Source organism: Burkholderia sp. BCC1993 (assembly GCF_905339865.1).
Taxonomy (GTDB): Bacteria; Pseudomonadota; Gammaproteobacteria; order Burkholderiales; family Burkholderiaceae; genus Burkholderia.
This window is the reverse complement of the sequence record NZ_CAJPGZ010000002.1, coordinates 72,716-99,224: the sequence shown is the minus strand read 5'-3', so window position 1 is coordinate 99,224 and position 26,509 is coordinate 72,716. Positions and strand designations below refer to the sequence as shown.

22 protein-coding genes are annotated in these 26,509 nt (G+C 63.2%); 8 read left to right on the top strand and 14 right to left on the bottom strand.

From position 1 onward, the window contains the following. Positions 1-342: 342 nt before the first annotated feature. From U4Y91_RS03225 to U4Y91_RS03215, 3 genes are read left to right on the top strand one after another with little or no spacing between them, the layout of a single operon-like run. Positions 343-1,350 carry an ornithine cyclodeaminase family protein gene (locus U4Y91_RS03225; protein ID WP_044845516.1) on the top strand — a complete coding sequence of 336 codons (1,008 nt, stop codon included), beginning with the start codon at positions 343-345 and terminating at the stop codon, positions 1,348-1,350. A gap of 12 nt (positions 1,351-1,362) precedes the next feature. Further along, complete coding sequence (locus tag U4Y91_RS03220) at positions 1,363-2,373, top strand: dihydrodipicolinate synthase family protein (protein WP_044845515.1); 1,011 nt, start codon at positions 1,363-1,365, stop codon at positions 2,371-2,373. A 9-nt stretch (positions 2,374-2,382) separates the two neighbouring features. Next, complete coding sequence (locus U4Y91_RS03215; protein WP_044845514.1) at positions 2,383-3,852, top strand: NAD-dependent succinate-semialdehyde dehydrogenase; 1,470 nt, start codon at positions 2,383-2,385, stop codon at positions 3,850-3,852. Between the two features lie 212 nt (positions 3,853-4,064). Here U4Y91_RS03215 and U4Y91_RS03210 read toward each other — a convergent pair whose 3' ends face one another. Further along, positions 4,065-5,198 (bottom strand): FAD-dependent monooxygenase, encoded by a 1,134-nt coding sequence (locus U4Y91_RS03210; protein WP_044845513.1) that lies wholly within the window; start codon positions 5,196-5,198, stop codon positions 4,065-4,067. A 36-nt stretch (positions 5,199-5,234) separates the two neighbouring features. Beyond that, positions 5,235-6,233 (bottom strand): fumarylacetoacetate hydrolase family protein, encoded by a 999-nt coding sequence (locus tag U4Y91_RS03205; RefSeq protein ID WP_044845512.1) that lies wholly within the window; start codon positions 6,231-6,233, stop codon positions 5,235-5,237. Between the two features lie 244 nt (positions 6,234-6,477). Here U4Y91_RS03205 and U4Y91_RS03200 point away from each other — a divergent pair, with 244 nt between their 5' ends. From U4Y91_RS03200 to U4Y91_RS03190, 3 genes are all read left to right on the top strand, one after another. Beyond that, positions 6,478-7,428 carry a VOC family protein gene (locus U4Y91_RS03200; protein ID WP_044845511.1) on the top strand — a complete coding sequence of 317 codons (951 nt, stop codon included), beginning with the start codon at positions 6,478-6,480 and terminating at the stop codon, positions 7,426-7,428. Positions 7,429-7,441: 13 nt separating this feature from the next. Beyond that, positions 7,442-7,810: a Rieske (2Fe-2S) protein gene (locus U4Y91_RS03195; protein ID WP_124579900.1), complete on the top strand. Its 369-nt coding sequence runs from the start codon at positions 7,442-7,444 to the stop codon at positions 7,808-7,810. A 131-nt stretch (positions 7,811-7,941) separates the two neighbouring features. After that, a complete protein-coding gene (locus tag U4Y91_RS03190; protein ID WP_044845509.1) occupies positions 7,942-8,841 on the top strand; it encodes a transporter in 900 nt (299 codons plus the stop codon). A gap of 300 nt (positions 8,842-9,141) precedes the next feature. Here U4Y91_RS03190 and U4Y91_RS03185 read toward each other — a convergent pair whose 3' ends face one another. Next, the gene (locus tag U4Y91_RS03185; protein ID WP_321803258.1) at positions 9,142-10,305 is read right to left on the bottom strand and encodes a serine hydrolase domain-containing protein; all 1,164 of its coding nucleotides are present in this window, start codon (positions 10,303-10,305) and stop codon (positions 9,142-9,144) included. 81 nt (positions 10,306-10,386) lie between these two features. Here U4Y91_RS03185 and U4Y91_RS03180 point away from each other — a divergent pair, with 81 nt between their 5' ends. Then, positions 10,387-10,983 (top strand): TetR/AcrR family transcriptional regulator, encoded by a 597-nt coding sequence (locus tag U4Y91_RS03180; RefSeq protein WP_082088546.1) that lies wholly within the window; start codon positions 10,387-10,389, stop codon positions 10,981-10,983. A gap of 377 nt (positions 10,984-11,360) precedes the next feature. Here U4Y91_RS03180 and U4Y91_RS03170 read toward each other — a convergent pair whose 3' ends face one another. Beyond that, entirely contained in the window at positions 11,361-12,311 is a 951-nt protein-coding gene (locus U4Y91_RS03170) for a PDR/VanB family oxidoreductase (protein ID WP_321803257.1), read from the bottom strand. Beyond that, a complete protein-coding gene (locus U4Y91_RS03165) occupies positions 12,308-13,357 on the bottom strand; it encodes an aromatic ring-hydroxylating dioxygenase subunit alpha (RefSeq protein WP_044845504.1) in 1,050 nt (349 codons plus the stop codon). Before U4Y91_RS03165 ends, U4Y91_RS03170 begins: the two co-directional genes overlap by 4 nt. Before the next feature lie 190 nt (positions 13,358-13,547). On the opposite strand from U4Y91_RS03165, the gene U4Y91_RS03160 reads away from it, so the two are divergent. Continuing rightward, positions 13,548-14,489: a LysR family transcriptional regulator gene (locus U4Y91_RS03160; protein WP_321803256.1), complete on the top strand. Its 942-nt coding sequence runs from the start codon at positions 13,548-13,550 to the stop codon at positions 14,487-14,489. Between the two features lie 292 nt (positions 14,490-14,781). Here the strand turns inward: U4Y91_RS03160 and U4Y91_RS03155 are convergent, their stop codons facing one another. The 9 genes from U4Y91_RS03155 to hutC form a co-directional block, all read right to left on the bottom strand. Beyond that, entirely contained in the window at positions 14,782-15,780 is a 999-nt protein-coding gene (locus U4Y91_RS03155; protein ID WP_321803255.1) for a transketolase family protein, read from the bottom strand. Then, positions 15,777-16,622 (bottom strand): transketolase, encoded by an 846-nt coding sequence (locus U4Y91_RS03150; RefSeq protein ID WP_321803253.1) that lies wholly within the window; start codon positions 16,620-16,622, stop codon positions 15,777-15,779. The genes U4Y91_RS03155 and U4Y91_RS03150 overlap by 4 nt, the downstream gene beginning before the upstream one ends. Before the next feature lie 50 nt (positions 16,623-16,672). Continuing rightward, complete coding sequence (locus tag U4Y91_RS03145; RefSeq protein WP_321803252.1) at positions 16,673-17,998, bottom strand: MFS transporter; 1,326 nt, start codon at positions 17,996-17,998, stop codon at positions 16,673-16,675. Between the two features lie 74 nt (positions 17,999-18,072). Continuing rightward, positions 18,073-18,822 (bottom strand): glucose 1-dehydrogenase, encoded by a 750-nt coding sequence (locus U4Y91_RS03140; protein WP_321803250.1) that lies wholly within the window; start codon positions 18,820-18,822, stop codon positions 18,073-18,075. 165 nt (positions 18,823-18,987) lie between these two features. Further along, positions 18,988-19,887 (bottom strand): LysR substrate-binding domain-containing protein, encoded by a 900-nt coding sequence (locus tag U4Y91_RS03135; protein WP_321803249.1) that lies wholly within the window; start codon positions 19,885-19,887, stop codon positions 18,988-18,990. 265 nt (positions 19,888-20,152) lie between these two features. Further along, the gene (locus U4Y91_RS03130; protein ID WP_321803248.1) at positions 20,153-20,773 is read right to left on the bottom strand and encodes a hypothetical protein; all 621 of its coding nucleotides are present in this window, start codon (positions 20,771-20,773) and stop codon (positions 20,153-20,155) included. A 63-nt stretch (positions 20,774-20,836) separates the two neighbouring features. Beyond that, entirely contained in the window at positions 20,837-21,886 is a 1,050-nt protein-coding gene (locus tag U4Y91_RS03125; RefSeq protein WP_321803246.1) for a patatin-like phospholipase family protein, read from the bottom strand. Positions 21,887-21,979: 93 nt separating this feature from the next. Beyond that, complete coding sequence (locus U4Y91_RS03120; protein WP_321803244.1) at positions 21,980-25,507, bottom strand: adenylate/guanylate cyclase domain-containing protein; 3,528 nt, start codon at positions 25,505-25,507, stop codon at positions 21,980-21,982. A gap of 230 nt (positions 25,508-25,737) precedes the next feature. Further along, positions 25,738-26,493: a histidine utilization repressor gene (gene hutC, locus U4Y91_RS03115; protein ID WP_321803243.1), complete on the bottom strand. Its 756-nt coding sequence runs from the start codon at positions 26,491-26,493 to the stop codon at positions 25,738-25,740. Between the last annotated feature and the right edge of the window lie 16 nt (positions 26,494-26,509).

Sequence of the window (26,509 nt, the reverse complement as noted above, 5' to 3'; positions counted from 1 at the left end):
TGATGAATCGAATCAATCCGATTGATATCGAATCAATTCACTCATTGCCGGCCGTCATGACGGATTGATTCGCCAAAAGCAGTTCTATGGCAGTCGCCGGAAACTTGGCCCCACTCCTTCCCGCCGGGCGAAGAAATTTGCGTCTCGGCCCTTAAATCGCCGTCGCTATCGTTTACCCGATACAAATCAATTTACATATTGATGCGCATCAATATCAACTTAATATTCACCCTGCGCTGCACTCGACACAGCCGCCGTATCAACTTGGAGGTGCCGGACCGTCCGGCCGCCGGCAGGCCGTTCCATGACCGTGCAGCGCTTCCCCCTTAGCAGGAGCTACTGATGACACTTCCGATTTCCCCTCCGGTGTTCATATCTAGCGATGCCGCACGTGCAGTGTTTCGCTGGAAAGATGCGGTCGCCGCGTTACAAGCGACATACGGTCAGCCGGTCGCCGCGTCGGCCGTGCCGCCGCGCACCATTGCCAGCGGCAACGGCGCGTGGCTGCGCGCGTTACCGGCGATGCCGCCCGGCAGCCAATACTTCGGCGCGAAGCTGATGGGAATGGCCGGGCATGCGCAGGCGCCCGGCATCGACTACGTGATCGTGCTCTTCGACCACGACACGAGCCGCATCGCCGGCTTCGTGGACGGCAATCTCGTGACTGGGTTTCGCACTGCGGCCACCTCGGCGGCGGCGCTGGATCGACTCGCACGCCCGGGCCCAGCGCGCCTGGCCGTGCTGGGCAGCGGGCTCGAGGCATCGATGCACGCACGCGCATTCGCGAGCGTACGGCCGTTGACCGACATCACGGTGTTCAGCCCCACTCATGCACGTCGCGACGCGTTCGCGGCCGATCTGCACCGCGATCTCGGCAGTCCCGCACGCGCGGCCGCATCGCCGGAAGCCGCCGTCGACGGCGCGGATATCGTGCTCGCCGCAGCCCGCTCGCACGGTGAGCGCCCGATCCTGTTCGGCGACTGGCTGACGCCGGGCGCGACGGTCGTCTCGATCGGCTCGACGATCCCCCAGCAGCGCGAGATCGACGTATCGGTCGTCCAGCGCAGCGACCTGATCGTGTGCGACGTGCCCGACGAAGTGCTGCACGACACCGGCGACATGATCGCCGCGCGCGCGGCCGGCATCGCCGTCGAGCGCGTCGCCGTGAGCCTGGCCGACGTCATGAGCGGCGCGTGCGCCGAGCGGCTCGAGGCCTCCCGAAACCGGTTGTTCAAGTCGGTCGGCAGCGGCCTGCAGGACATCGTGGTCGCCGGGCTCGTGCTCGACCTGGCGCGTGAGGCCGGCCTGGCCGTGCCGCTGCCGATCGCATTCGAACCCAAACCCATGTAACCGGAGAACGACATGGCCCGCTACCACAAGCATGAAGCCCGCGACTGGGCGCGCGAACACCTTCTGGGAGTCGCGAACGTGACGATTCCGACGATGACGTCGGACTTCAGGCGCATCAACGAGAAAGCGGTTCGACACGACGTCGAGCTCGCGATCGAACACGGCTTCGTCGGTTCGCTGTCGTGCTCGGAAGTCGCGATCACGCAGGCGCAGTACGGCGAGTTCTGCCAGATCATGGCCGACCAGGCGGCCGGCCGGCTGCTGGTCGTCCACCACGCTGTGTTCAACACGCTGGAAGACAACATCGATGCGGTGAAGCTCGCCGAAGACGCAGGCGCGGACGTCGTACTGCTCGGCTATCCGCCGTATTTCTATCCGAAGTCGTACGACGAAGTGTTCGACTACACGCAGGCGATCTGCGCGGCGACGGATCTCGGCGTGATCGTGTTTCCGTTGCCTGCATGGGGCTTCGGCCGCCTTCACCCCGCCGACATTCCGCTACCCGTGCTGCGCCGGATGGTCGACGAAATCCCGAACGTCGTCGCGATCAAGGCGGAAGGCGGGTTGCCGTACATCATGTCGGCCATCGAAGTGCATCGCGAATTCCACCGCGAGGTCGTGATCTCGTCACCGCTCGAATACGAGTACGTGCCGCTCGCGCAGGTGATGGACATCCCGTTCTGCGGCACCAACTATTCCGCGTACTACGGGCCGCTGCTGCCGCGCATCCACAAGCTGATCCGAGCCGGTCAATACGACGAGGCGACGCAGCTGTGGTACCGGATGGACCCGGCACGCAAGGCGTTCGCGAGCCTGCCGATGGCCGCCAACGGTCTGCTCAACCGGATGATGTGGAAGTATCAGGGCTGGCTCCAGGGCTATAACGGCGGCCCGCTGCCGCACCCGACACAGCGCGTGTTCCAGCGCGACATGGTGGTCCTTCGCAAGGGGCTCGAAGCCGCCGGCCTCAATCCGACCCGCGATCCCGACGAGGCGTTCTTCATCGGCCGCCATCCCGAATAGACAACGATCATGACCGAACCCATCAAACTCACTCTCAAGGATCCTGACCTGCTCCGGCAAGCCATGCTGATCGACGGCCGCTGGGTGCAAGCCGATAGTCTTGCCACGCTCGACGTGCGCAACCCGGCTACGGGCGAACTGGTCGGGCGCGTGCCGCTGGCCGGCGCGGCGGAAACGACGCGTGCGATCGAAGCCGCGGAACGGGCGATGCGCGACTGGCGCCGCGTGCTGCCGAAAGAGCGCTCGCGCATCCTTCGGGCGCTATACGACCTGATGCTCGCGCATATCGACGATCTGGCCGTCATCATGACCGCCGAACAGGGCAAGCCGCTCGCCGAAGCGCGTGGCGAAATCCACTATGCGGCCGGCTTCATCGAATGGTTCGCCGAAGAGGCGAAACGCACCTACGGCGACATCATTCCGCACAACGTCGACGGCCGCCGGCTGCTTGCGCAGAAAGCGCCGATCGGCGTGTTCGCCGCTATCACGCCGTGGAATTTCCCGTCGGCAATGCTCACGCGCAAGGCGGGGCCCGGGTGGGCCGCGGGCTGCACCGGCGTGATCAAGCCCGCTAGCCAGACGCCGCTGTCGTCGCTCGCGCTCGGCGTGCTGGCCGAACGCGCCGGGTTGCCTGCCGGCGTATGCAACATCGTCACCGGGTCCGCGCGCGCGATCGGCGCGGAACTGACGCGCCATCCGGCCGTGCGCAAGCTCTCGTTCACGGGGTCCACCGAGGTCGGTTCGCAATTGCTCGCTCAATGCGCACCGACGGTGAAGAAGACGAGCATGGAGCTGGGCGGAAACGCGCCGTTCATCGTGTTCGACGACGCCGATATCGACGCCGCCGTCAAAGGCGCGCTCCTCGCGAAATACCGGAATACCGGCCAGGCATGTGTCGCGGCCAACCGCCTGCTCGTGCAGTCCGGCATCTACGATGCGTTCGCGCGGCGACTGGCCGACGAATCGGCGCGCCTCAAGGTGGGCAACGGGATGGACGCCGGCGTCGCGCTCGGGCCGCTGATCAACGAGGAGGCCGTACTGAAACTCGAGCAGCATATTGCGGACGCACGGGCCAAGGGTGCGCAAGTCGCGACCGGCGGGCGACGCCATCCGATGGGCGGCTTATTCTTCGAGCCGACCGTGTTGACCGACGTGCCACGCGACGCGCTGATCTTCAGCGAGGAAACGTTCGGCCCAGTCGCACCGCTGTTCCGGTTCGACACCGAGGACGAAGCGATCGCGCTCGCGAACGATACGCCGTTCGGCCTCGCGTCCTACGTCTATACGCGTGACGTCGGACGGATCTTCCGCGTGGTGGAGGGCCTCGATTTCGGGATGGTCGGCGTCAACGAGGGGCTCATCTCGACCGAAGTCGCGCCGTTCGGCGGCGTCAAGCTGTCCGGTCTCGGTAGAGAAGGCTCGAAGTACGGGATCGACGAGTATCTCGAGATCAAGTACGTCGCGCTCGGCGGCCTCTGATCGAGTCGTGCATCGGGTGTGCGCCGGCACCCCCTCCGGCGCGCACCGTCGCGTGCGCCGCAGTGCATCGCGATCAGCAATACATCAACGGACTGGCGAACGAACCGATAAACGAAAAAGCCGGAACACGAGCGCGAACGTGCGCCCGGCTCCGGCGAGATCCGCACGGTCAGTCGCGCTTGCCTGCGCGCCCGCGGCCGACCGCTCGCTTCTCAGAACGGCTCGGCCAGCACGCCGTACCCTTCGAGCAGCAACTCGACGGCGCGCCGCGGATCGGCGTTCGGATCCTGCTCGGCCTGGCAAATCGCCAGAGAGATGTCGAACACGCGTTTGACGCGCTCGCCTCGGCGCGCGGAATACGCGGACAGCGCGGCGTCCACATCGGCTTTCGTCAACAGTTCCTCCGCAAGTACCACTGCGTCCTCGATCGCCATTCCACCGCCGGAAGTGAGCTGCGGGGTAACGGAGTGTGCGGCATCGCCGAGCAATGCCACGCGCCCGCGATACCACGGCTGCGGCATCATCAGGATATCGAACGGTCGGTAGCTGATGTAGCGCGTGCCGTCGCAGCGCGACGCCGCGGCGAGCAGGTCGGGAGCGGTAAAGCCTTCAAGCCGCTCGCGGAACATCTCGCTCAGCCGCTCGTCCGGCATGTGCGAGCGCTCGCGGGCGTTTTCGAGGAAAAAGTAGTAGCACAGCGTATCCGACAGCGGCAGGCCGCCCACCATCCGGCCGTCGCGGTGCTTGTACAGCACGAGCCCGTCAAAGCCCGCCGGACGCTCGACTGTCAGCCGCCACGCGCCCTGCCCCGCATAACTCGGCTGATGCTGTGCGCCGAATGCCTTGGCACGCGTCTTCGAATACGTGCCGTCGGCCGCGACGAGCAGATCGCAATGTCCGGTCTCGCCATTCGACAGACGGTACGACACACCCTCCGCATGCTGCTCGAAATCGTCGACCGTCGTCCGGTAATCGATCCGTGCGCCGCCGGCCAGCGCGTGCGATTCGAGCACCTCCGCGAGTTTCGGCCGCATGATGCCGATCGCGCCCGGCGCATCCGGCCGGAACGTACGTGGCGGACGGCGCTCGTTCACCACATCACCCGCATCGCCGCGCACGCTGACCGTGTCCCATCCGGAACCAGCCGCCATGCAGGCATCCGCGAGCCCGACGCGATCGAGCGCGCGCAACGCATTGCCGAGCAGAGAAATGCCGGTGCCCTGCTGATCCGTGCGATGGCTGCTTTCGATGACCCTCACGTCCATGCCGGCCCGCGCGAGCCCATGCGCGAGCGTCATCCCGCCGATTCCGCCCCCGACAACGAGCACCTTGTATTGCGAAGCCATGGCTTGTCTCCTGATTGATGGTTGTTTTCGTATCGATCACATGAAAGGCGCGCGCTCCTGCGGCCACCACAGTCCTGACTGCGGCTGCCCCATCCGATTACGCAGCACGCCGATGCCGCCCACGTCGAGCTCGACCACGTCGCCCGGCTCGAGCCGGCGGTCGAGTTCGAGCGCGGAGCCGCCGCCCATCGTGCCCGAGCCGATCACGTCGCCCGGCTCCAGCACCTCGCCGAGGCTCGCCCACGCGATCAACTCGTCGACGCTCCACAGCTTGTTCGCGCTCGTCCCCTTCCCCCACGTCTCGCCATTCACGCGCACTTCCATCGGAATCGCGTCGAGATCGGCGAATTCGTCGATCGTCGTGATCCATGGGCCGATACCGTACGCGAAATCCTTGCACTTGGTCGGACCCATCTGGATCGGCATTTCGATCGCCTGCCGGTCGCGCGCGCTGAAGTCGTTGAATACCGTGATCCCGAACAGGTACGGACGTGCGTGTTCCGGCCGCAGGTTGCCGCCACGCCGGCCGATCACGTAGCCGAGCTCGAGTTCATAGTCCATCCGCTCGATATAGCCCGGCCAAGGCACCTCCGCGTCGTGACCGATCACCGTGTGCGGCGTGCCCTTGAAATAGCCGGGTACTTTCAACAGACTCTCATGCGGCGCGTGACCGATCTTTTCGTGAAATCCCTTGATGTGGCCGACGAACGTCAATCCGTCGCGCACCACGGACGGATCGCTGGCTGGCAGCCACTTCACTTCGTCGATCGACAATGATGCCGCGTCGGGACGTTCGCGATCGGCGCGCTGCGCGGCATCGAGAAAACGCTGCCCGAGGCCGATCGCCGCCGACATGCTGCCCGGAAACAATGCGTCGGACAGTCGATGCGCGGCTTCACGCGTGGCACCCTGCTTTTCCAGCGCAGCGATCGATGCCCGTTTCAGATCGATGACGCGCCCTTCCTCCGGCACCACCAGCACCAGGCGTGCAACGTCGCCGTCCGGTCCATTCACCGCAATTCGACCCAATTTCATGCTTCGACTCCAGGTAGGGATGCGCCACCTGGAAGCAAAGGTCCGGGCACGCCATCCGTGTTGATGTTGGGTCGATTATATATACGATACGATTCGTCTCGTTAGTGCGGGTTTTTCCTCATGTACCAAAGGCATCTTGGCGCTGATTTGCGCTTGATCACCCGCAACGAAGGGGACTATTATGATCCACACCGTATCGTATATATCGCCTTCTGCGAACGACCTTTATCAATAGGACAATGGAATGAGAATCCTCGGACCCGACACCCTCGTCTTCGGTGTCGACGATGTCGAAAGCTGTACGACGTTTCTGACCGACTACGGTTTGATCCCGAAGGGCAACGGGGCATTCGATGCTCTGGACGGCACCGGCGTAGTCGTCCGGCCGAAGAACGACCCCTTGCTGCCGCCGTGGCCATTCGCAACGGCCAACCAGTTGCGGAAGACTATCTACGGCGTGGCCGACCAGGCTGCGCTCGACGAGATCGCACGGGAACTCGCCACCGACCGCGAAGTGAAGCACCTTGCGAACGGCTCGATCGAGGCCGTCGACGATGCCGGCTTCACGCTCGGTTTCCAGGTGTCGGTGCGTACGGTACCGACATTGCCGGCCGAAACCGTCAATGCGCCAGGCGACACGCGCCGCCCGGTCAACGTGCCAGGCTCGCCGACCCGCAACGACGAGCAGCTGCCGTTGCCGCGAACGTTGTCTCATGTCGTGTACTTCGTTCCCGATGCGGAAAAAGCCGAGGCGTTCTACGTCGAGCGGCTGGGCTTCCGGGTCAGCGATCGCTTCGTCGGAATGGGTCCGTTCCTGCGGCCTGCGGGCACGCTCGATCACCATACGCTGTTCCTCATTCAGACGCCGCCGGCCATGCAAGGATGCGACCATTTCACGTTCCATCTCGGCGGACCGTCTGAGGTGCTGCGCGCCGGTTATGCATTCGCGTCCAAGGGTTACGAGACGTTCTGGGGCCCGGGCCGCCACCGGTTCGGATCCAACTGGTTCTGGTATTTCAACAGCCCGCTCGGATGCCATGTCGAATACGACGCAGACATGGACCAACACGACGACACGTGGGTGCCGCGCGTCGCACCGGCGATGGTCGACAACGCACAGGAGTTCCTGTTCCAGTGGCGCGAGAAGTGGGCACCGGGCGGCCCGCCGCCTGCCGCCGGCGACGCACCGCATTGACGCGCCCGCAACGATGAACGCGGGCGGCTGGGTACGGCTCTGCGCGGTCGGCGACATTCCCGTCGTCGGCGCGCGCGGCTTCGACCTGCGGGGCAGCGGGGCCGACGATGTGTTCTTGGTCCACATGCACGACGCTGTGCACGGTTATCGCAACAGCTGCCCTCATTGGCCCGGCGCAACGTTGCCGTGGCGCAAGGACGCGTATCTCGACGCGACCGGAAGCGCGATCGTCTGCCACGGACATGGCGCGCGATTCGACATCGCCACGGGCCGTTGCATCACCGGGCCATGCATCGGCAGGCAATTGACGGCCATCCCTGTGAAGATCACGCGCGATGACTCCGTATGGGCATTACTCCCGGAGCACGCCGGGAACGGTTGAGATCGCGAATCCTTTCATGTTCTCGGGCCAGCAAAGTAGAAGCGGGGCCGGATAATCAGACCGAGGAGAAATCGGCTTAATCAAGTTAGTTAGCATAACGATATTAATACCACTAGATTGGAGACAAGCTCATGTACAAGCGACGCATCTACGCTGCTACGTTCGTCCTCGCGTGCCTACCTCAGACTCAGGCATTTGCGCTGGAGAACGGTACCAGCAGCTATCCCGAGGGGATCATGACCGTGATGAGCGGGTTGCTCGGCGGACCTGGGACATATCTGTACAGCTACAACCGGTTCCAAAATATTACGTCGTTACGGGACAGCAACGGTGACAAGAATCCGTCGGGCGCCAACGGCGGCCTGCAGGCGCATGCCCTTCGTGTCGTTCATGTGTTCGAGCAACCAACGGTTTTTGGCGGCAATCTCGCAATACAGGCAGCGCTTCCCTACGTCGACGGCACGCTGCATTTTCCGTCGTTCGGAATCGCGGGCGGTGGCCGCGGGTTCGGCGACCCGCTCTTTGGCGTTATGCTGGGCTGGCAATCACCCAGCTATTTGCAGACCCTGGAGCTTGACGTCGTTCTGCCAACCGGATCGTATCGTGCAGACCGACTGTTCAACCCTGGCACCAATGTCACGAGTGGTTACCTGGCCTACTCGTTCACGTGGTTTCCTGTGCAGCCAATCGAGATCAGCTCGAAAATAAATCTGGCATACAGCAGTGTCAATTCGGCCACGCACTATCAGTCCGGCCTCCAGCTGACCGCCGATTACGGCGTCAACTACCACATCAATCAACAATGGCTGGTCGGCATCGGCGGATATGCGAATACTCAGCTTAACGACGACAAGATCAACGGTGACGCAGCATTCGGCGACGGCCACCGAACCCGCGAAATCACGATAGGTCCTCAGGTCGGATATGGCACACAAAAGTGGGGAATGATGTTGCACTGGCAACAACATATCTATGCGCGCAATGCGGCCTACGGTAGCGCGCTCTGGTTGAACGCATACTACAAGTTTTAGGCTGCGGCGTCGTTCTTCGCGATGTGCACCTGGCGCGGCGATGCGGTGCCGCTCCAGACATTCAATAGTTGACTCGCTCCTGGCGATATCACAACGCGGGCCGACGCTAACCGGCGCATACATCGAAAGCCAACATACACGCAGCCGTGCCACCGGAGCGCAGGCGATGGACCGATATGCATTAAGCCGCACTCGGCCGATCGCTGCGATCCGGCTAGCACATCATCATGGCAAGGCAGGAGCGGCCTGTCGGACAAGCCCAACCATCAACAACAACGATCCTCGCGGGATTTGCCCCCATCAACTCTCTCGAAAGTCGAAGGCTGCTAGCGCGAGGTCGTTAATATGCTGCAGCCGTTCAAAATGGCGAAGCCCTTCGATGAAGCCGGCGGACAAAAAAATCACCGTGACGTCCCGTTCGAAATCGACCATGAATCCAGTGGACGCCCCTCCTACTGCGGCCAGGCTCGACGGCGAGGCGGTCTGACCGACCGGTGTAAGCATGTGTTCCTCGCCACGAACATAGCTCCCCAGCATGGTGAAGTTGGCAGGATATTGACCAAGGCCCCTGGCGAGCACCTCAGCCGTCAATGCGTCGTTTACGAGCTTACCGGTGTGGTTTCGGCGGGCATATTCGAACAGTGAGGGAGACAAGACACGTTGGTCCCTCGCAGTGCCGCGCCCGCGGATGACATTAGTGAATTTGAGCAAGTCGTCGATCGTCGAGTAAGCATTTCCAGACGGAATCTCAGCAGTCTCGCCCATGATGCTGTTGAACAGATGCGCCAGCGCAGCTGATGTTGGACCGAAGTTCTTCTCGGTGAAGCTGACCGGCACACGACGACTGTCATTGACAGGTAGCCCAAAGCTGGTATCGGACATGCCCAATGGTGCGAAGAGATCCTCAGCCATGATTTGGCGAAATCCCCGCCCGTGCGGATCGGTATTGACGAGAATCTGGCCGGAGAGGTCAAACCCGAGCCCGGAAGTATATAGGCAACGTGTGCCCGGTTCGTACGCGGCGGGTATGGCACAAATTGCCGTTGATTTCGCCGCAAGGTCGCCAGCTTTCTCCAAACCCAAGGGAGGCGGAACAAGCCCGAATGGCAAGCCAGACGTATGAATCAGGAGTTGACGGACGGTGGCGTTTTGCTTGCCCGCAACGCCAAACCCGGGCACCAAGTCTGCAACGCGAGTGTCCAGCTGGAAACGTCCTTCGTCAACGGCTTTGAGGACCATCGTCGCCGTAAAGGCCTTGCTCATTGACATCAATAGGTACCGGTCGTCGTCGGCAGCGGCTCGCCCCGGTGCGACGGTGCCGAAGGTCCGGCGGTGTACAACCTCGCCACTGCGAGCGACTAATAGGGAAGCGCCAAAATTGCGCCCGTCTTGGATGTCCTTCTGGATATAGGAGTCCAAACGAACGAATGCGTCTGCGTCGATACGCAAACCCGAGTCTGCCATGAGTGCACCTTTAGATACGGTTAGGATCTATTGGGGTTGATGTTACTATCCCCCTTTTAGAAACGCAACGTACTTATTGATATGCGCACGATCGCCGCTCGGCGCCCACGACGTACCAACATCGAGGTGGACTCGGCCATCGCAGCCGCTACCTTGGCTGAACTTCGGGAAAAGGGATATGCCGGTGTGACTTATGATGGGGTAGCCAGGCGCGCGGGCACCAGCAAGCCAGTGCTCTACCGCCGCTACGCAACACGCGCAAGCATGGTGCTAACGGCGTTGACCCGACTGCCGCGAGCCGCACCACCTCCCAACACAGGAAGTCTGAGGGGTGACTTGATCGCCTGGATTGAGGGAGCACGCAGTGCTGCGGTCGCAGTGGGCACGCAGAACTATCGAGCCCTGGTCGGTGAACTGGATGATGGTTTGCTAAATCAGTTCCGCGAAGTTCTAGCCGGCGCGGAAAGCAACATAAGCGGATCCATAATAAAGCGCGCAAAGGAGCGTGGCGAATTGGGAGAGCACCCCATCCCCAGCCATGTGGCTATCCTCCCGTTCACGATGCTGCGCCAAGCGGTACTTTTCGGCGGCGCTGAATCCGTCGATGTGCCGGCCGTTGTCGATGATATCTGCTTGCCCCTGCTCAAGCAGCATAGCTATCAACTTGCGAAACGGTAGTAGAAGATGATCGGACCGATGCCCTTGGGCAACGGAACAATGTAAAACTCCACTGCCAACTCAATGCGCTGCCTGAAAGATGCCACAATCCGCCCGGCCTTTATCGCGCCGGGTGGTCCGTGGCAAAACGGGTTCGACGAAGGTTCTACGGCAAGCTCTCGACGAATTGCTGAACTGCGAATGGTTCTTCGGCCGCGTGGAGACAATGGTACTCATCAAACGCCGGCGGCAGTCTTACAACGAACATCGGCATCGAGTCGCGCATCGCTATCAACTTCCCGCCGGCACCCGTCGAGGCTAGCTGGATTCCGACAATATCAACGCGAGGCTTACTGCCTGGCCAGACAAAGAAGTCCACCGCAGTTCATACGGGCATTTCAAAGATCGATAGCGATTTCGGGTGTACGCGCTCTGGAAACACAGATCATCAGCGACTGGCCCGCGCGCTGCTCCTCCGTGCTGAGCACGTAGTCTCGATGTTCCACCTCACCCGATATCAGGGGCACTTCACAGCTACGGCAGAGCCCTTCCCGGCAGGCAAACGGCGGCGCAACGCCATTTCGCTCCAGGCATTCAAGAATGGACTCACCCGACTCGACAAGATATCGCCTGCCTGTGCGAGCGAGGACAACCGTAAAACCGCTCCCTTCCATCAAAGCCTGTGGGCCCATTGCAGCCCCGAAGCGCTCGAAATGTACCCGCGACGGCTCCAGCTCGAGCGACTTCCCTTGAGCCTCGACCGCGGCCATCAGGCCTTCTGGGCCACAGCAATAGATGTGCTCCGCAGGTCGGATCCGGCTGAGTACTGCGCCAACGTTTACATGCTCGGCCACCTCATCATCGACATGAAGATGAACGTCGCCGTTCAGTGACAGGATCTCCGCAAGATACGCCGCGTGATTCCGAGATCGCACACAGTAGGTGAGCCGCCACGGGAAGCCGTTTTCGATGCACGCCCGAATCATGCTCAAAATCGGCGTTATACCAATCCCGCCAGCGATAAAATTGTGGCGCGTCGCATCCCTTGACATGGCGAACAGTGAACGAGGTTCACCAATCACGAGTGTGTCTCCGACCTGAAGCGAATCGTGGATGTACGCAGAGCCCCCCCGAGACGTCGCGCTTCTGCTCACACCGAGGCAATATCGCGTCAGGTCTGTTGGTGTATTGCAGAGGGAGTACTGACGTACGATCCCCCCCGGAAGATGCACATCAATATGCGCCCCAGGTTCGAAGTTGGGCAGCGCCTCTCGATTTCCTTTTCGCAGTTCAACACCGACAATTCCCTCGGCGAGTCGCGTGACCCGGGTAACGACCACCTCGATCATGGTTGCACTCCAGCGACGTCGCCAGCTTTTTGCTCCTGTTCGAGACGCTGCGTAACAGCCCATCGGAACTGGGAGAGCGCGCCATCGATGCCGAACGCCATCATTTTGAAGGACGGGTCGAGGACCAGATTCTGTTGCTGCGCAGTAATGATGTCGCGGTCTTCGTCGAATGCGTCCACAACCGCTTGGTGGATTGATCGCGTGATCTCCGCTTGGTCGAGCGCAAAGTTGTGCGGATGCGAGAAGAAGTAGTGCGTCGAATTTTCCGTTTCCGGCGTCAACGCTTGACAGCCTCTGAACTCGATGGCGCCAATTCGTACTCCTTCTTGCGCGCCGGTACCAGTAGGGGCCATCCCCGAATCCATGCGCAGAATTGCAGGTATCGTGAATTCATAGATATTCCACCGATCCACATTCCCGGACCAGTCCTGCACTGCCTTCGCGAACGGTGGCGGCTCTGTATTGATCGTCCAACGCGTAATCAGTACGCCATCCTTGACTCTCTCCACTTTCGGTTGAACCTTCGCATAGTCTTCCCCGCCGCCAAGTGTCGTCGGATGCACATACGGTAAGTGAGAAAAATCGAGCAGGTTGTCGGCGATGAGAAGGTAGTTGACGTGGTAGTGGATATATCCTGGCAATCCACGCCAGTCGGGATCGTCCAACCAATGAGTATCGGGAATTGTCGAAGGATCTGCGAGGGCTGGGTCGCCCATCCAAATCCAGATCCAGCGATGACGTTCTACGACAGGAAAACTTTTGACCTTTGCTTGCGGTGGAATGCGCTCCTGCGCGGGAGCCTCGATACACGCGCCTTGGCTGTCAAACTTCAACCCGTGATACATGCATCGCACGCAATCGCCTTCTCTACGCCCCAAAGAAAGCGGCGCACCTCGATGACAACACCGATCCTGTAGGGCGACGATCTCACCATCCTCCTTCCGGTAGAGCATGACCGGCTGACTAATGATGGTTCGCGCGAGAATGTCCGATCCCTCGATTTCGTGCGACCACGCCGCGACGTACCAAGTGTTCTTGATAAACATGTGACGTCTCCTATTAGTGAGATGTGGCGCGTAAGCGCCACATCGGCCGGCGGTCAGAAATAAGCCTTGACGCCGGTCTTCTCTGATCCCGCTAGACACGGGGATGTTTGACCTTGCACCGATATTCGCGCTTGACCACAAGGTAGGTTGACGACGATCATGCGTCAATACAATGCCACGCATACGGGAGATGCATCCGGTGCATATTCGCGATCTCGATCTCAATCTCCTCGTAGTCTTCGACGCACTTCAGCGCGAGCGCAGCGTTACGCGCGCGGCCGTGGAGGTTGGGCTCTCCCAAGGCGCGATGAGCCATGCACTAAATAGATTGAGGACGTTTTTTGAAGATCCGCTGTTCGTCAAGACCTCAGGTGGGATGACCCCCACCGCAAAAGCGGAATTAATCGGCGCGTCGATCGGCGAGATCATGACTGCCCTGCGCCAAAATGTTGTCTCGCAGGCACGGTTCGATCCGTCGACTTCCCGGCGTGCTTTTGTCTTATGTATGACCGATATGGGTGAGTTGGTTTTCCTTCCACCACTCATCAGGCGTCTGCGCAAAGCTGCGCCTCATTGCTCGATACGATCATTGCAAATCCCGCTAGAGGAAATCGAAGCGACTTTGGCATCGGGAGAAGCCGATCTGGCACTCGGCTCCATCCACGTCGCACCAGAAAACCTGTTTCAGCAACAGTTGTTTCTGCACACGTTTGTCACCATGGTCAGCGTCCACAACAGGGCCATTGGCAAAGCAATCACGAAGGCACAATTCGAAAACATGCCGCAGATCGTCGTCTCGCTTACCGGGCGAGCAAGCGAGGCCTATGATCGCGCCTTCGATGACTACGGCATCAAACGCCACGTCTATCTCACGACTCCGCATTTCCTCGCGGTGCCTCACCTCATTGATGCCCATCCCGAGCTAATCGCCAATGTCCCGCTGGAGTTGGGCAATGTTTTCGCCAAACTCGGCACGGTGCGCATTGTTCCGCCCCCAGTCCCTTTGCCGCCGTTTGCATTGCGACAGCATTGGCATCCGCGGTTCCACCACGATGCAGCAAATATCTGGTTACGACAGATCATCAAGGAAACGTTTGACCACTATCCGAACCTGCCTGATACGGCAAATTAGCGTATGAAAAGGCATTTGATTGAATTGCATGGGACATCCAGATAGGGTCCAGAACGTGTAGCTTGCCCAACTAGCGCAGTTTGCGAGCGCCCGTTCCCGTGCTCCCGCACGGGGAATAGAGGCATCACGATCAATAGATGGTCTTCGCGGATAAGATGCAGACCCAAGCGTTCCTTGTCGTCGCCTTCGTAAACTGGCGCGACAATGTGCCGCTGAGCAGTAGTTTGGAAGTGACCACAGTAACGTCACCACCGTGCATACCGCTTTCGCGGCCCATCCATATTTCAAGCCTTCATTCGACCCAGGACCTGATATTCGCCCGCATCGCGCCGGCGGAGATCCCGTAACGGTCGTGCAGCGTCGGCAACGCGCCGGCGGCGAGGTACGCATCGGGCAGCGCGATCTGCCGGAACGGTGCCGCGACGCCGGCCGCAAGCAACGCAGTCGCCACCGCTTCGCCGAGTCCGCCGATCACCGTATGGTTCTCGGCGACGATCACCATGCGCCCCTTGCGCGACGCCTCTCGAACGATGGTCGCCGTATCGAGCGGCTTGATCGTCGGGACGTGCAGCACGGCTGCATCGATGCGGTCGGCTTCGAGCGCCTTCGCGACCTCGAGCGAACGCATCGTCATGATCCCGGACGAGATCAGCAGCACGTCGTTGCCGTCGCGCAGCAGCTTCGCCTTGCCGAGTTCGAAACGATAATCGTATTCGTCGAGCACGGCCGGCACGTTGCCACGCAGCAGGCGCGCGTACACCGGCCCCTTGTGCGCGGCAATCGCCGGCACCATCTGCTCGATGTCCAGCGCGTCGCACGGATCGATCACGGTCATGTTCGGCATCGCGCGCATCAGCGCCAGATCCTCGGCTGCCTGGTGGCTCGGCCCGTAACCGGTCGTGAGGCCCGGCAATGCACACACCAGCTTCACATCGAGATTGTCCTCGGCGATCGCCTGATGGATGAAGTCGTACGCGCGCCGCGTCGCGAATACCGCATAGGTCGTGACGAACGGCTGCGCCCCTTCGTGCGCGAAGCCGGCGGCCGCGCCCATCAGCAGTTGCTCGGCCATGCCCATCTGGTAGTAACGCTCGGGAAATTCCTTCGCGAAGATGTGCAGGTCGGTGTACTTGCCGAGATCGGCCGTCATGCCGATCACGTTGCCGTTCGTGCGCGCGAGCTTCGCGAGCGCATGGCCGAACGGCGCGGCGCGGGTCGCCTGCCCCTCGGCCGCGATGGACGCGATCATCGCGGAAGTCTTCAGGCGCGGCTTGTTGTCGACGGTGCTCATGCGTGTCTCCCTGCTTCGAGTGCGTCGAGCGCGAGCTTCCACTCGTGCGCATCGACGCGAATGAAATGGCTCTTCTCGCGTGCTTCGAGGAACGGCACGCCGCACCCCATCTTCGTGTCGCAGACGATGATCCGCGGCTGCGGCTTGTCATGTCGGCGCGCGTTGTCGAACGCGCGCTTTACCGCGTCGATATCGTTGCCGTCGACTCGCTGCGTGTACCAGCCGAATGCTTCGAGCTTGTCGACCAGAGGCTCGAACGCCATGACTTGCGTCGACGGGCCATCGGCCTGCTGGTTGTTCACGTCGACGATCGCGATCAGGTTGTCGAGCTTCCAGTGCGCGGCCGACATCAGCCCTTCCCAGATCGCGCCTTCGTCGAGCTCGCCGTCCGAGAACAGCGTATAGACGAATGCGTCCGAGCCGTTGCGCTTGAGCCCGAGACAACGGCCGACCGCGATCGTCAGGCCCTGGCCGAGCGAACCGCCGGACATCTCCATGCCGGGCGTGTAGCTCGCCATCCCCGACATCGGCAAACGGCTGTCGTCGCTGCCGTAGGTTTCGAGCTCGTCGGCTGGCAGGATGCCGGCTTCGAACAGCGCCGCGTACAGCGCGATCGCATAGTGGCCGTTCGACAGCAGGAAGCGGTCGCGCCCTTCCCACTCGGGATCGTCGGGGCGATAGCGCATCGCGCCGAAATACGCGACGGCGAGCACATCGGCAATGTCGAGCGCCTGGCCGACATAACCCTGCCCCTGGACTTCGCCCATCAGCACGGCGTTTCTGCGGATGCGGTACGCGCGCTCGGCGAGCGTGACCGCTTCATGAATGGTTTCGGTATCCATCGTTGGCTCCAGTATTGGATCGGAAGGCATGCAGGTCGAATCGGCGGTGATCAGCGATTGACGGAGCGCGGCACGAGGAACACCAGCAGCGCGCCGAACGTAATCGCGACGGAGATGAAGAGGAGTCCGGCGGTCGACTTGCCGGTCAGGTCGTTCAGCCAACCGACGATCGCCGGCGAGAAGAAGCCCGCGAGATTGGCAAAGCAGTTGACCGCGGCGATGCCCGCCGCCGCCGACATCCCGCCGAGCAGCGCCGTGGGCAGCGACCAGAACTGCGACGACGACGCGAGGATGCCGGCGGACGCAATGCTCAGGCACACGATCGACGCGCCGACGCTGCCGAGCATCGGCAACGTCGCGAAGCCCGCCGCCGCGATCAGCATCGGCACCGCGAGATGGAAGCGGCGCTCGCGGCGGCGATCCGCGCTCATGCCGATCAGCGGCAGCGCGACGATCGCGCACGCATACGGAATCGCGGTGAACAGGCCGACCCACAGCGGATCGGCGACGCCGGCCTTGCGAATGATCGTGGGCAGCCAGAACGTGAGCCCGTACTGCCCGAGCACGACGCAGAAGTAGATCGCGGCCATCAGCCATAAGCGGCGGTCGGCGACGAACGCACGAATCGACAGATGGGCGGTAGTGTGCTCGGCGTCGGCCGACACGTTGCGCGCCAGCAAGGCTTTTTCGGCATCGGTCAGCCATTTCGCGCCGGCAATGCCGTCATCGAGATACAGCAGGATCGCAAAGCCCAGCACGAACGAAGGCAACGCTTCGAGCAGGAACAACCACTTCCAGCCCGCCATCGACATCGCGCCGTGCAGCGAATGCATGATCGCGCCCGACAGCGGGCCGCCAATGATCCCCGCGAGCGGAATCGCCATGAAGAACAGCGACAGTGCCTTGGCACGACGTGCCGACGGGAACCAGTAGGTGAGGTACAGGATCACGCCCGGCGCGAAGCCCGCTTCGGCGACGCCGAGCAGAAACCGCAGCACGTAGAACGCGGCGGGTGACTTCACGAACACGAAGCTCGCGGAAATCACGGCCCACGTCAGCATGATGCGCGCGAGCCAGCGGCGCGCGCCGACGCGATGCAGGATCAGGTTGCTCGGTACTTCGAACAGAAAGTAGCCGAGAAAGAAAATGCCTGCGCCCATCCCGTACACGGTCTCGCTGAAACGCAGGTCGTTGAGCATCTGCAGTTTCGCGAAGCCGACGTTGACCCGGTCGAGATACGCACCGAGATAGCACAACATCAGGAACGGGATCAGCCGTCGCGCGACCTTCGCATAGGTCGCCGCTTCGAACGTCTGCGCATCGTCCCGTTGCAGCATCTCGCCCTGAACCGGCGAGGCGGGGTACTTTGCTCTCATCTTTGTCTCCTGCCATGGCCCCGGGTTGTCCCGGGTGCATGATGGTCGGCGCCGCGCGTGTCGCGGCACCGTTCTCAGTGAATCAGCATCCCGCCGTTGACGTCGAGCGTGATGCCCGTCAGGTAGCTCGACAGGTCGCTCAGCAGGAACAGGCACGCATTGGCGACATCGGCGGCCTCGCCGAGGCGGCCGAGCGGAATGCCCTTGACGATCTCCTCGCGCATGTCGGGCGTCAGCTTGTCGCCGGTGATGTCGGTCTGGATCAGGCCCGGCGTGATTGAGTTGATGCGGATACGGTCGGCCCCGAATTCGCGCGCCATCGCCTTCGCGAGGCCGAGCACGCCGGCCTTCGCGGCGCTGTAGTGCGGGCCGCCGAAGATGCCGCCGCCGCGTTGCGCGGACACCGACGACATGCACACGATGCTGCCGCCACGCTGCTCCCTCATCGCGGGCAGCACTGCCTGCGACATGTACAGCGTGCCGCGCAGGTTCACGTCGACGATCGCATCGAAGTCGCGCCCCGAAATGTCCAGCGTGCGCACCGGCTGCGTGATGCCGGCGTTGTTCACGAGGCCGTCGATACGGCCATAACGCGCCAGCGTCGCGCGAGCCGCGGCCACGCACGCGTCGCGATCGGTCACGTCGCAGGCCAGGCCGAGGTGGTCGGGCCCGAGCTCGGCGGCGGCCGCTTCGGCGTCCTCGCGACGCAGGTCGAGAATCGCCACGCGCGCGCCCTGGGCGGCCAGCGTGCGGGCCGTGGCCTTGCCGATACCGCGCGGCGATGCCGCGCCGGTCACGATGATGGTCCTGTTGTCGAGCAACATCGTTCGTCTCCTGTGTTGATGTGTGGGCAGAGTGTCGGCTCGCCGGACACCCGCATCAACGCGGAAACGCTCAGGCATGGTTGAGAAAATTTCAGATGACGGCGCGCGGGCCGTCACGGCGTGCTGCTGCAACGCAATATTGCACGCGGCCCGGACGCGCGACGCTCAGTTCGCCCGGCGCTGCGCCGCGACCTCCCGCTCGATCCACGCAAGGAAGCGTTTCACGCGAGGCAGTTCCGCGTTCTGCCGCGGGTAAACGAGATGATGCGCACCGACTTCCACCGCATGCGTCTCGTCGAACACGGGCACCAGCGCGCCTTCGCGAATCTTCACCGACGCGAGCATCAGGCTTTCGAGCGCGATGCCGAGGCCGAGCGCGGCGGTTTCGAGCGACATGTACGACCGGTCGAATGAAAAGTCGAAGGTCTTGCGGGCCGCGAGCGATACGCCTGCCCGGCCGAACCACTGCTTCCACTGCACCAGCGGCGTTTCGGAATAGATCAGCCGATGCGCGAGGAGGTCTTCCGGCGCGTTTACCGGATGCCGTTCGAGGTATTGCGGCGACGCGAGCGGCGCGATGAACTCGCCGCGCATCGTCTTCACCTCGAGGTTGTCCCAGTTGCCGTAGCCGTGGCGGACGTCGATATCGTAGAAGCCGTTCGAGAACGACACGTTTTCGTAAGAGCACGCCAGGTTCAGCTGGATATCGCCGTTCGCTTCCTGAAACGACGACAGCCGCGGCAACAGCCACATCAGCCCGAAGCTCGGGCTCGAATGCACGCGCAGGATATCGACCTCGGCGCGGCTCGACGCGCGCTCGGTGGCGCGGCTCAGGTCGGCCAGCGAGCCGGTGACGTCCGCCAGATAGCGTTCGCCGGTCGGCGTGAGGATGAGTCCGCGCCCCGATCGCTGGAACAACGGCTGGCCGATCTGCGATTCGAGGTTGCTGAGCTGGTGACTCACGGCGGACGCGGTCAGGCCCAGTTCTTCCGCGGCACGATTGACGCTTTTGGTCCGGGCGACGCTTTCGAACGCGATGATTGCCTTGAGCGGCGGGATGCGCATGTTGGTATCCGTTGGAATGAGCAAGATCGCCTGGCAAAGCGATATCGAAACGACATCTGGACAGTCGTCCGGGCCAGGCCATTGCAATACGTTACGTGTCAATTCTAGAGTGCCCGAGGGCCGCCGTTCGCTGCAACGTGGTCTCGACCGGCGGGCGCGCACCGTTCCTTTGGCGCGCGACGCACGCGTGGCGGGTCTGTCGGGTTACGTTGCCCTGGCGCTCGGGCACCGCTTCGATCGATCATTGCGTCGGCGCGGCGGGGCGTCATTCCGGTTCAGGAACCGGCAACCCCAGCCGCCAGCGCAAGTTCCTGCGTGCCTGCCTCTCGCAGCGCGCGTAGAAGAATTCCGTCAGATAGATGCGCGGACGCACGAGCAGCCTGCGCAGAATGGTCCGCTCATGAAAATCGTAGGCCCGGTCGTCAAGATCGGGACGCTCCGCCCGCAAACGCCGGCCGTCTTCGCGAAACCGGCTGCGGGAAGCGCCGAGCGCGGCCAGGTCGATGTCGCACGCGAAGCGGGTATCCGGTTTCGCGGCAATGCCCGAGTGGGTCGTCGCGAGGATCATCGCGCAGACGGGGTCGCACGCGCGGATTCGCCCCCCCGCCTGGTGCCGGAACCAGTCCGCGCTACGCTGCTCGTTGTCCTTCGCGCCCGGCACGAAAATCACGTCATGGAACCAGAGCGCGAGTTCGACGGCGTCCGGCCCGGGAATCGCGTCCCGCGCCAGGTCGAGATGACGCAAGCATCGCCGAACATGCACGAGCGTATGGTAATGGCGCACCGGCTCCGCATAGCATTGCGCCAGCCTGCGATAGACCTCCTCGGCATGGGTCCCGCCGCTGCACGACCACAACGCGACGAACCGCGCCTGCATCCGGTTCACGTTCGCTCCTTGGACCGGGGCGTCCGCGCGGGATCGCCCCATGCCGACATGACTGCGATGCGCTCAGAGAAATTCCCTGCGGATGTCGATGCTCGACCGCTGCCCGATGTTTCCGTAGTGATGCGCGAGCCACACATCCGCTTCGCGTCGCCCGTGGTCATGCAGTTCGCTCAGAAATGCCCAATCCGCGTTGTATTTGCTCGATACGCTCAGCGCGCACAGCGCATCGTCGGCGCGAATGGAATGAATCAGCATTTCCTTCATCTCGCCGCGTTGTATCGTGCCTTGCTGGATCAGGTCGGTGACGAACGCGATCGCCCGCATCTCGCGCATCAGCGACGAATTGAAACTGATCTCGCTGATCCGGTTGAGGATTTCCGCGGCCGTGATCGGCACGCCGCGGCGCACGAGCGGATTGATGTGCACGATCACGACATCGCGCGTCGCGCAATTGTAGATGAGCGGATAGATGGCCGGATTCCCCATGTACCCGCCATCCCAGTAGTACTCGCCGTCGATCGAGACCGCCTGGAACAGGGTCGGCACGCATGCCGATGCCAGCACCGCGTCGGCACTGACGTCCGCTCCGGTGAACAGGCGTATCTTCCCCGTCTCGACGTTGGTCGCGCATACGTACAGCCGGATCGGACAGTGCTTGCGCAGCGCGTCGAAATCGACCTGGCTTTCGAGCACCTCGCGCAGCGGATTCAGGTTGTTCGGATTGAACTGATAGGGTGAAAAGACCCGCAGCATCATGTCGGCGAACGCATACAGCGGCGAATGATCGAGCCCGAAGCTGTGCGTGCCCTTCAGCCAGGGCATCCAACGCAGCGGGTTGTAGCGCTCCGCCGATTGCGCGACCGCGTGCCAGAAGTCGTGCAGTGCCTGACGCGCGCCGTCTTCGCCGCCCTTGTGCAGCCCGTATGCGAGTACCGCGGCGTTCATCGCGCCGGCGCTGGTTGCACTGACGCCTTCGATGTCGAGCCGGCCGTCTTCGAGCATGCGGTCGAGCACGCCCCAGGTGAAGGCGCCGTGCATTCCGCCGCCCTGCAACGCGAGCGCGATCGGTTTGCGCGGGCCATCGGTGCCGCGTCTTGCGTGCGTGGTTGCCATGCCCGTCTCCTCAGCGCTCCGCGCTGGCGGAGCAGCGGCAGGTCATCGAGCGCACGTCGTCACGCGATCCGTCGCCGTGCGCCGTTGTTCCATTCATCCTGCGCGCGCGTCCAATGCATCCAGCAGCGCTTTCGCCTCTCGCAGGTCGCTTGTATCGAAGCCTTCCGTGAAGCAGGCGACCACCTCGGACAGCGCTTGCCTGGCCTCCACGGTTTTCCCCTGCCGCTGCAACAGCCGCGCAAGGTCCGACGCCGCCCGCAATTCCAGCGCTCGGGCACCCTGCCGGCGCGCGCGCTCGATGGCCCGGTGAAAACAGGCGGCGGCCTTGTCGTCGCTCGCCGCGACGGCCCCTTCGTCGCACGCTGCGACGGCCCCTTCCTCGCACACCGCGACAGCCCCCTCGTCACACGCCGCGACGGCCCCCGCCTCGCTCGTCCCGCCGGCCAGATAGATTCCCCTGAGCCGGTACAGCTCGGCCTCGTAGCAGTGCTCGCGGGTTTGCTCGACGAGCGTTGTCGCTTCTTCCAGCATGTCCAGCGCTGCCCGCTTGTCGCCCGCGCGCCAGTAACTGTCGGCGAGCAGCGCGAGGGAATAGGGCCGCTGGTCTTCACCGCCGGCGGCCCGCTGCGCGTCGAGGCCCAGCCGCATCTGCGCGATGCCGTCCCGGATGTTGCCTTGCGCGCTCAGCGCCCAGCCCCGCAGGAGCGTCCCCCATGCGAGCCAGTACGGCAAGCCGTGCTCGGTCGAGACGGCAATGACCGCTTCCGCGCGCTCGGCGGCAAGCGCCGGCTCCCGCCGCAGTTGATGCAGGTGTGCCGTGTAGGTCAGGCTGAACGCCAGGGACGGCCCATAGGAAAGCTGCCGTGCGAGCGCCAGTGCTTCGACGCTGCGCCTGAGCGCCTGGTCGGGATACCCCTGGATCCACAAGGTCAACACCAGGAAACTGAGCGCCCGGATGCCCGGATCGACCCCGTGCGCGAACACGTGGGCCTGATGCTGCTCCGGATCGTAGATCGCGATCGCCTGTTCCAGGTGGGTGCGGGCGGCCGTGAAATCGCCCTGCAGGAAGAAGCACGAACCCAGCGCACTATGGGCCTCGATGAGAAAGCCGGGGTCGTTCGCATCGCGGGCCGTACCGAGCATCTGCCGGCCCAGGTCGGTCGCGAGCGCATACTCGCCGCGCACCACGTGGTACATCCGCAATCCCAGTTGCGTCGCGAAGCGTTGCGATACCTCGCCCGTGCGCTCGCACAACTCGAGCGCGCGCGTATAGGTGGCACCCACCTCCGTCGCGCCATACCCGCGCACATCCATCAGGACCGGCCCGAGGGACAGCAGCAGCGTCAGTTCCCAATGCGCGCGCATCGGTGTGTCCGGCAAGCCCTTCAGCAACGCAAGCGCCGCGCCGAGGTGATTCATCGCATCGTGATGAGCCGCATGGCGCAGCGCCTGCTGGGCCGCACGATGCAGGTATTCGACCGCCTTCGGAATGTTGCCGCTCTGACCGTAGTGATGCGCGAGTTCGCTGCAGTAATCGGCGATGCGCGTCGGGAACAGCACCTCGATCGCCTGCGCGGTACGCTCGTGCAGCGTGGTGCGCCGCTCCGTGAGCAACGAGCGCCCGGCCACTTCCTGGGTCAGCGCGTGCTTGAACGAATAATTGACCTCGGGAAAGGCGGGCCGCTCGTAGATGAACTCCGCGGCTTCCAGATGGGCGAGCAGGCGACGCAGTTCGTCGTCCCGCGCCGCCACCTCGCCGCAGATGCGCCGGATCAGGCTGAACGGAAACTCGTGGCCGATCACGGCAAGCGCCTGCAGCAGTTCCTTTTCCTCGACGGGAAGCCGATCGATCCGGGCCGCCAGCACGCCCTGCACGGTGGTCGGGATATGCAGCGTCGCCGGCGTCTCCACGATGCGATAACGCCCGGCCTCGCCGAGCAGCGACTTCTCTTCGACGAGCGTCTGGACCACTTCCTCCATGAAGAACGGGTTGCCCTCCGTCTTCTCCAGAATGAGCTGCTTCAGCGGCACGAGCGTGCGATCCTCGCCGAGCAGCGCCGTGAGCAGCCCCTGCGCATCGGACGGACCAAGCGGCTCGAGGCGGATCCTGCTGCAATGAACCGCGCCGGCCCACGCCGGCCGATACTCGGGCCGGTAGTTCACCAACAGCAGGATGCGTGCGTCCGGCACGTGGTCGATCAGGTAGCTTAGGAATGCTTCCGTTTCACGGTCCAGCCATTGCAGATCCTCGAACAGCAAATGGACCGGCTGATTCTGGCTCTCGCGCACGAGCAGCTGCCTGATCGCGTCGAAGGTGCGCTCGCGCCGGATCTGCGGATCCATCTCGACCAGCACCGAGCCGCCCTCGCCGATGCCGAGCAGATAGAGGACGTACGGCACGAGGTCCTCGAAACTGCGCTCCAGCGCGAGCGCCTTGCCGATCACCTTTTCCCGGCAGCGCCGCTCGTCGTCCTGCGGCGTGATCTGGAAATAGTTCTTCAGGAGTTCGATCAACGGCAAATTGGAAAACGCCTTGCCGTGCGATACCGAGAACGTCTCCAGCACCAGCGCGCCGCGCCGTGAACGCTCCTTGAACTCGTGGAACAGACGAGACTTGCCGACGCCGGCCTCGCCCACCACGCCGACCACGCGCCCGTGCCCGGCCCGCATGGTCTCCAGGGCCCGGTTCAGGTGTTCCATTTCCGTTTCGCGCCCGACGAACCGCGCGAGACCACGGTGCGCCGCCAGCTGCAGGCGCGTGCGCAACGCACCCAGCCCCAGCACTTCGTAGACGCGCAGCGGCGCGGGAATGCCCTTGAGTTGCGTGGCCCCCAGCGCCTTGAACTCGAAATAGCCTTCGGCCAGCTTGTGGGTGGATTCGCTGACGAGAATCGACGTGGGCGCGGCGATGCCCTCGATCCGCGACGCGATGTGGATCGTATGCCCGAGCGGGTCGTATTCGGTGTGCAAGTCGTCGGTGCGGATCGAACGGACGACGACCTCGCCGGTATGCACGCCGACCCGAATCTGCAGAGGAATGCCTTCCTGCAGCCGAATGCGGTCGCCATGCTGGCGCATCGCCTGCTGCATGCGCAATGCGGCGAAGAGCGCGCGCTGCGCGTGGTCTTCGTGGGCGATCGGCGCGCCGAACAGCGCGAGGATGCCGTCGCCGAGCGATTTGGCGACGTACCCTTCGTAGTAGTGGACCGCTTCCATCATCAGCTCGACCACGGGCACGATCAGGCGATGCGCCACTTCGGGATCGAGATCGTGGATCAGCGCGGTCGACCCGGCCATGTCGGCAAACAGCGCGGTAACGGTCTTGCGCTCGCCGGCGGGCTCGCCGCGCGCTTCCATCGCCGCGTGTTCGGCACGGATGCGCTCGGCCAGATGATCGGGCGTGTAATGAATCGGGGTGGGCGACGGCGCGTCAGCCTGCGGTCGGGACAATGGCGCCGCGGCGGCAGGTGTCGCCAGCGGCGCTCCGCAATGGCTGCAGAAGCGGGCTGCCGGCGCTGCGTCATGCCCGCACTGCGGGCAGGTGCGGGACAGCACGGCCCCACATTCCTGGCAGAACCCCGCACCGGGAGGATTCTCCGATCCGCAAATTGTGCAGCGCATAAAACCCTCTTCCAGCCAAGGGTCGACCTCGAAACATTATGCGCCACTCTCTGCCGGTATTCAGGTCGGTGAATGCGCGTACGCATGCCGACGGGCGAAGGAACGAACGGTTCGACGGGCGGTCGTCGCGACCGTCACGCGCCGGGCGGAGTCAGCGGCCGAATCATTCGCCGACGCGCAGGACATTCATGCCGATTGCCTCGGCTCGAGCCGGGCCGCTCGCCGCGTCCCTACATCTTCCCCGCCAGGTGAAACCGCGACGCCGGATGCCACAGCCTGACCGACGTCGCGACGTGCTCGCCGACCCAGGTGCGGCGCCTCAACACCAGGCACGGCTCGCCGATTTCCATCACGAGATGCCGGCGCACCTGCGCATTGGGTTTCTCCGCATAGATCCGGAACTCGGCGCGCTGGATCGGCGCGAGCCGCACCATGTAGTGGTTCGGCGTCTCGATCGTGAAATCCTGCTCCAGGTAATCGGGAAACAACGCCGGATTGACGTAGCGATCCTCGAACTGGATCGGTTCGTCTTCCTCGAAATGCACGATGCGCGAATGAAACACCGGCCCCGAACGAAGCCCGAGCGCATCGATCGCATCCGGGTCGACGCTGCGCTCGATCAGCACGACGCGCGCGCTGTGCCGATGACCCCGTTCCGCAATCTCGTCCGCGATGTTGCGGATCTCCAGGACCGTCGATTCGTAATGCCGGCGCTCGACGAACGTGCCGGCACCCTGGATGCGGGTCAGCACGCGTTCGGTCGTCAGTTCGCGCAGCGCGCGCGACACCGTCATCCGGGCCACGCCGAATTCCTTGACCAGCTCGGCCTCGGTCGGGATCGCGCCACCGGGTTTCCAGTCGCCCTTCGCGATCCGCTCGACGACGTAGCGCTTGATCTGTTGATAGGCCGGCAGTGCGCGCGCCGGCACGGCCTCGCCCGATGCCCTCGCCGGCCGTGCGGAAAGTTGTCGCTCCGTTTCGTTCATGCACCCTCGACCGTAT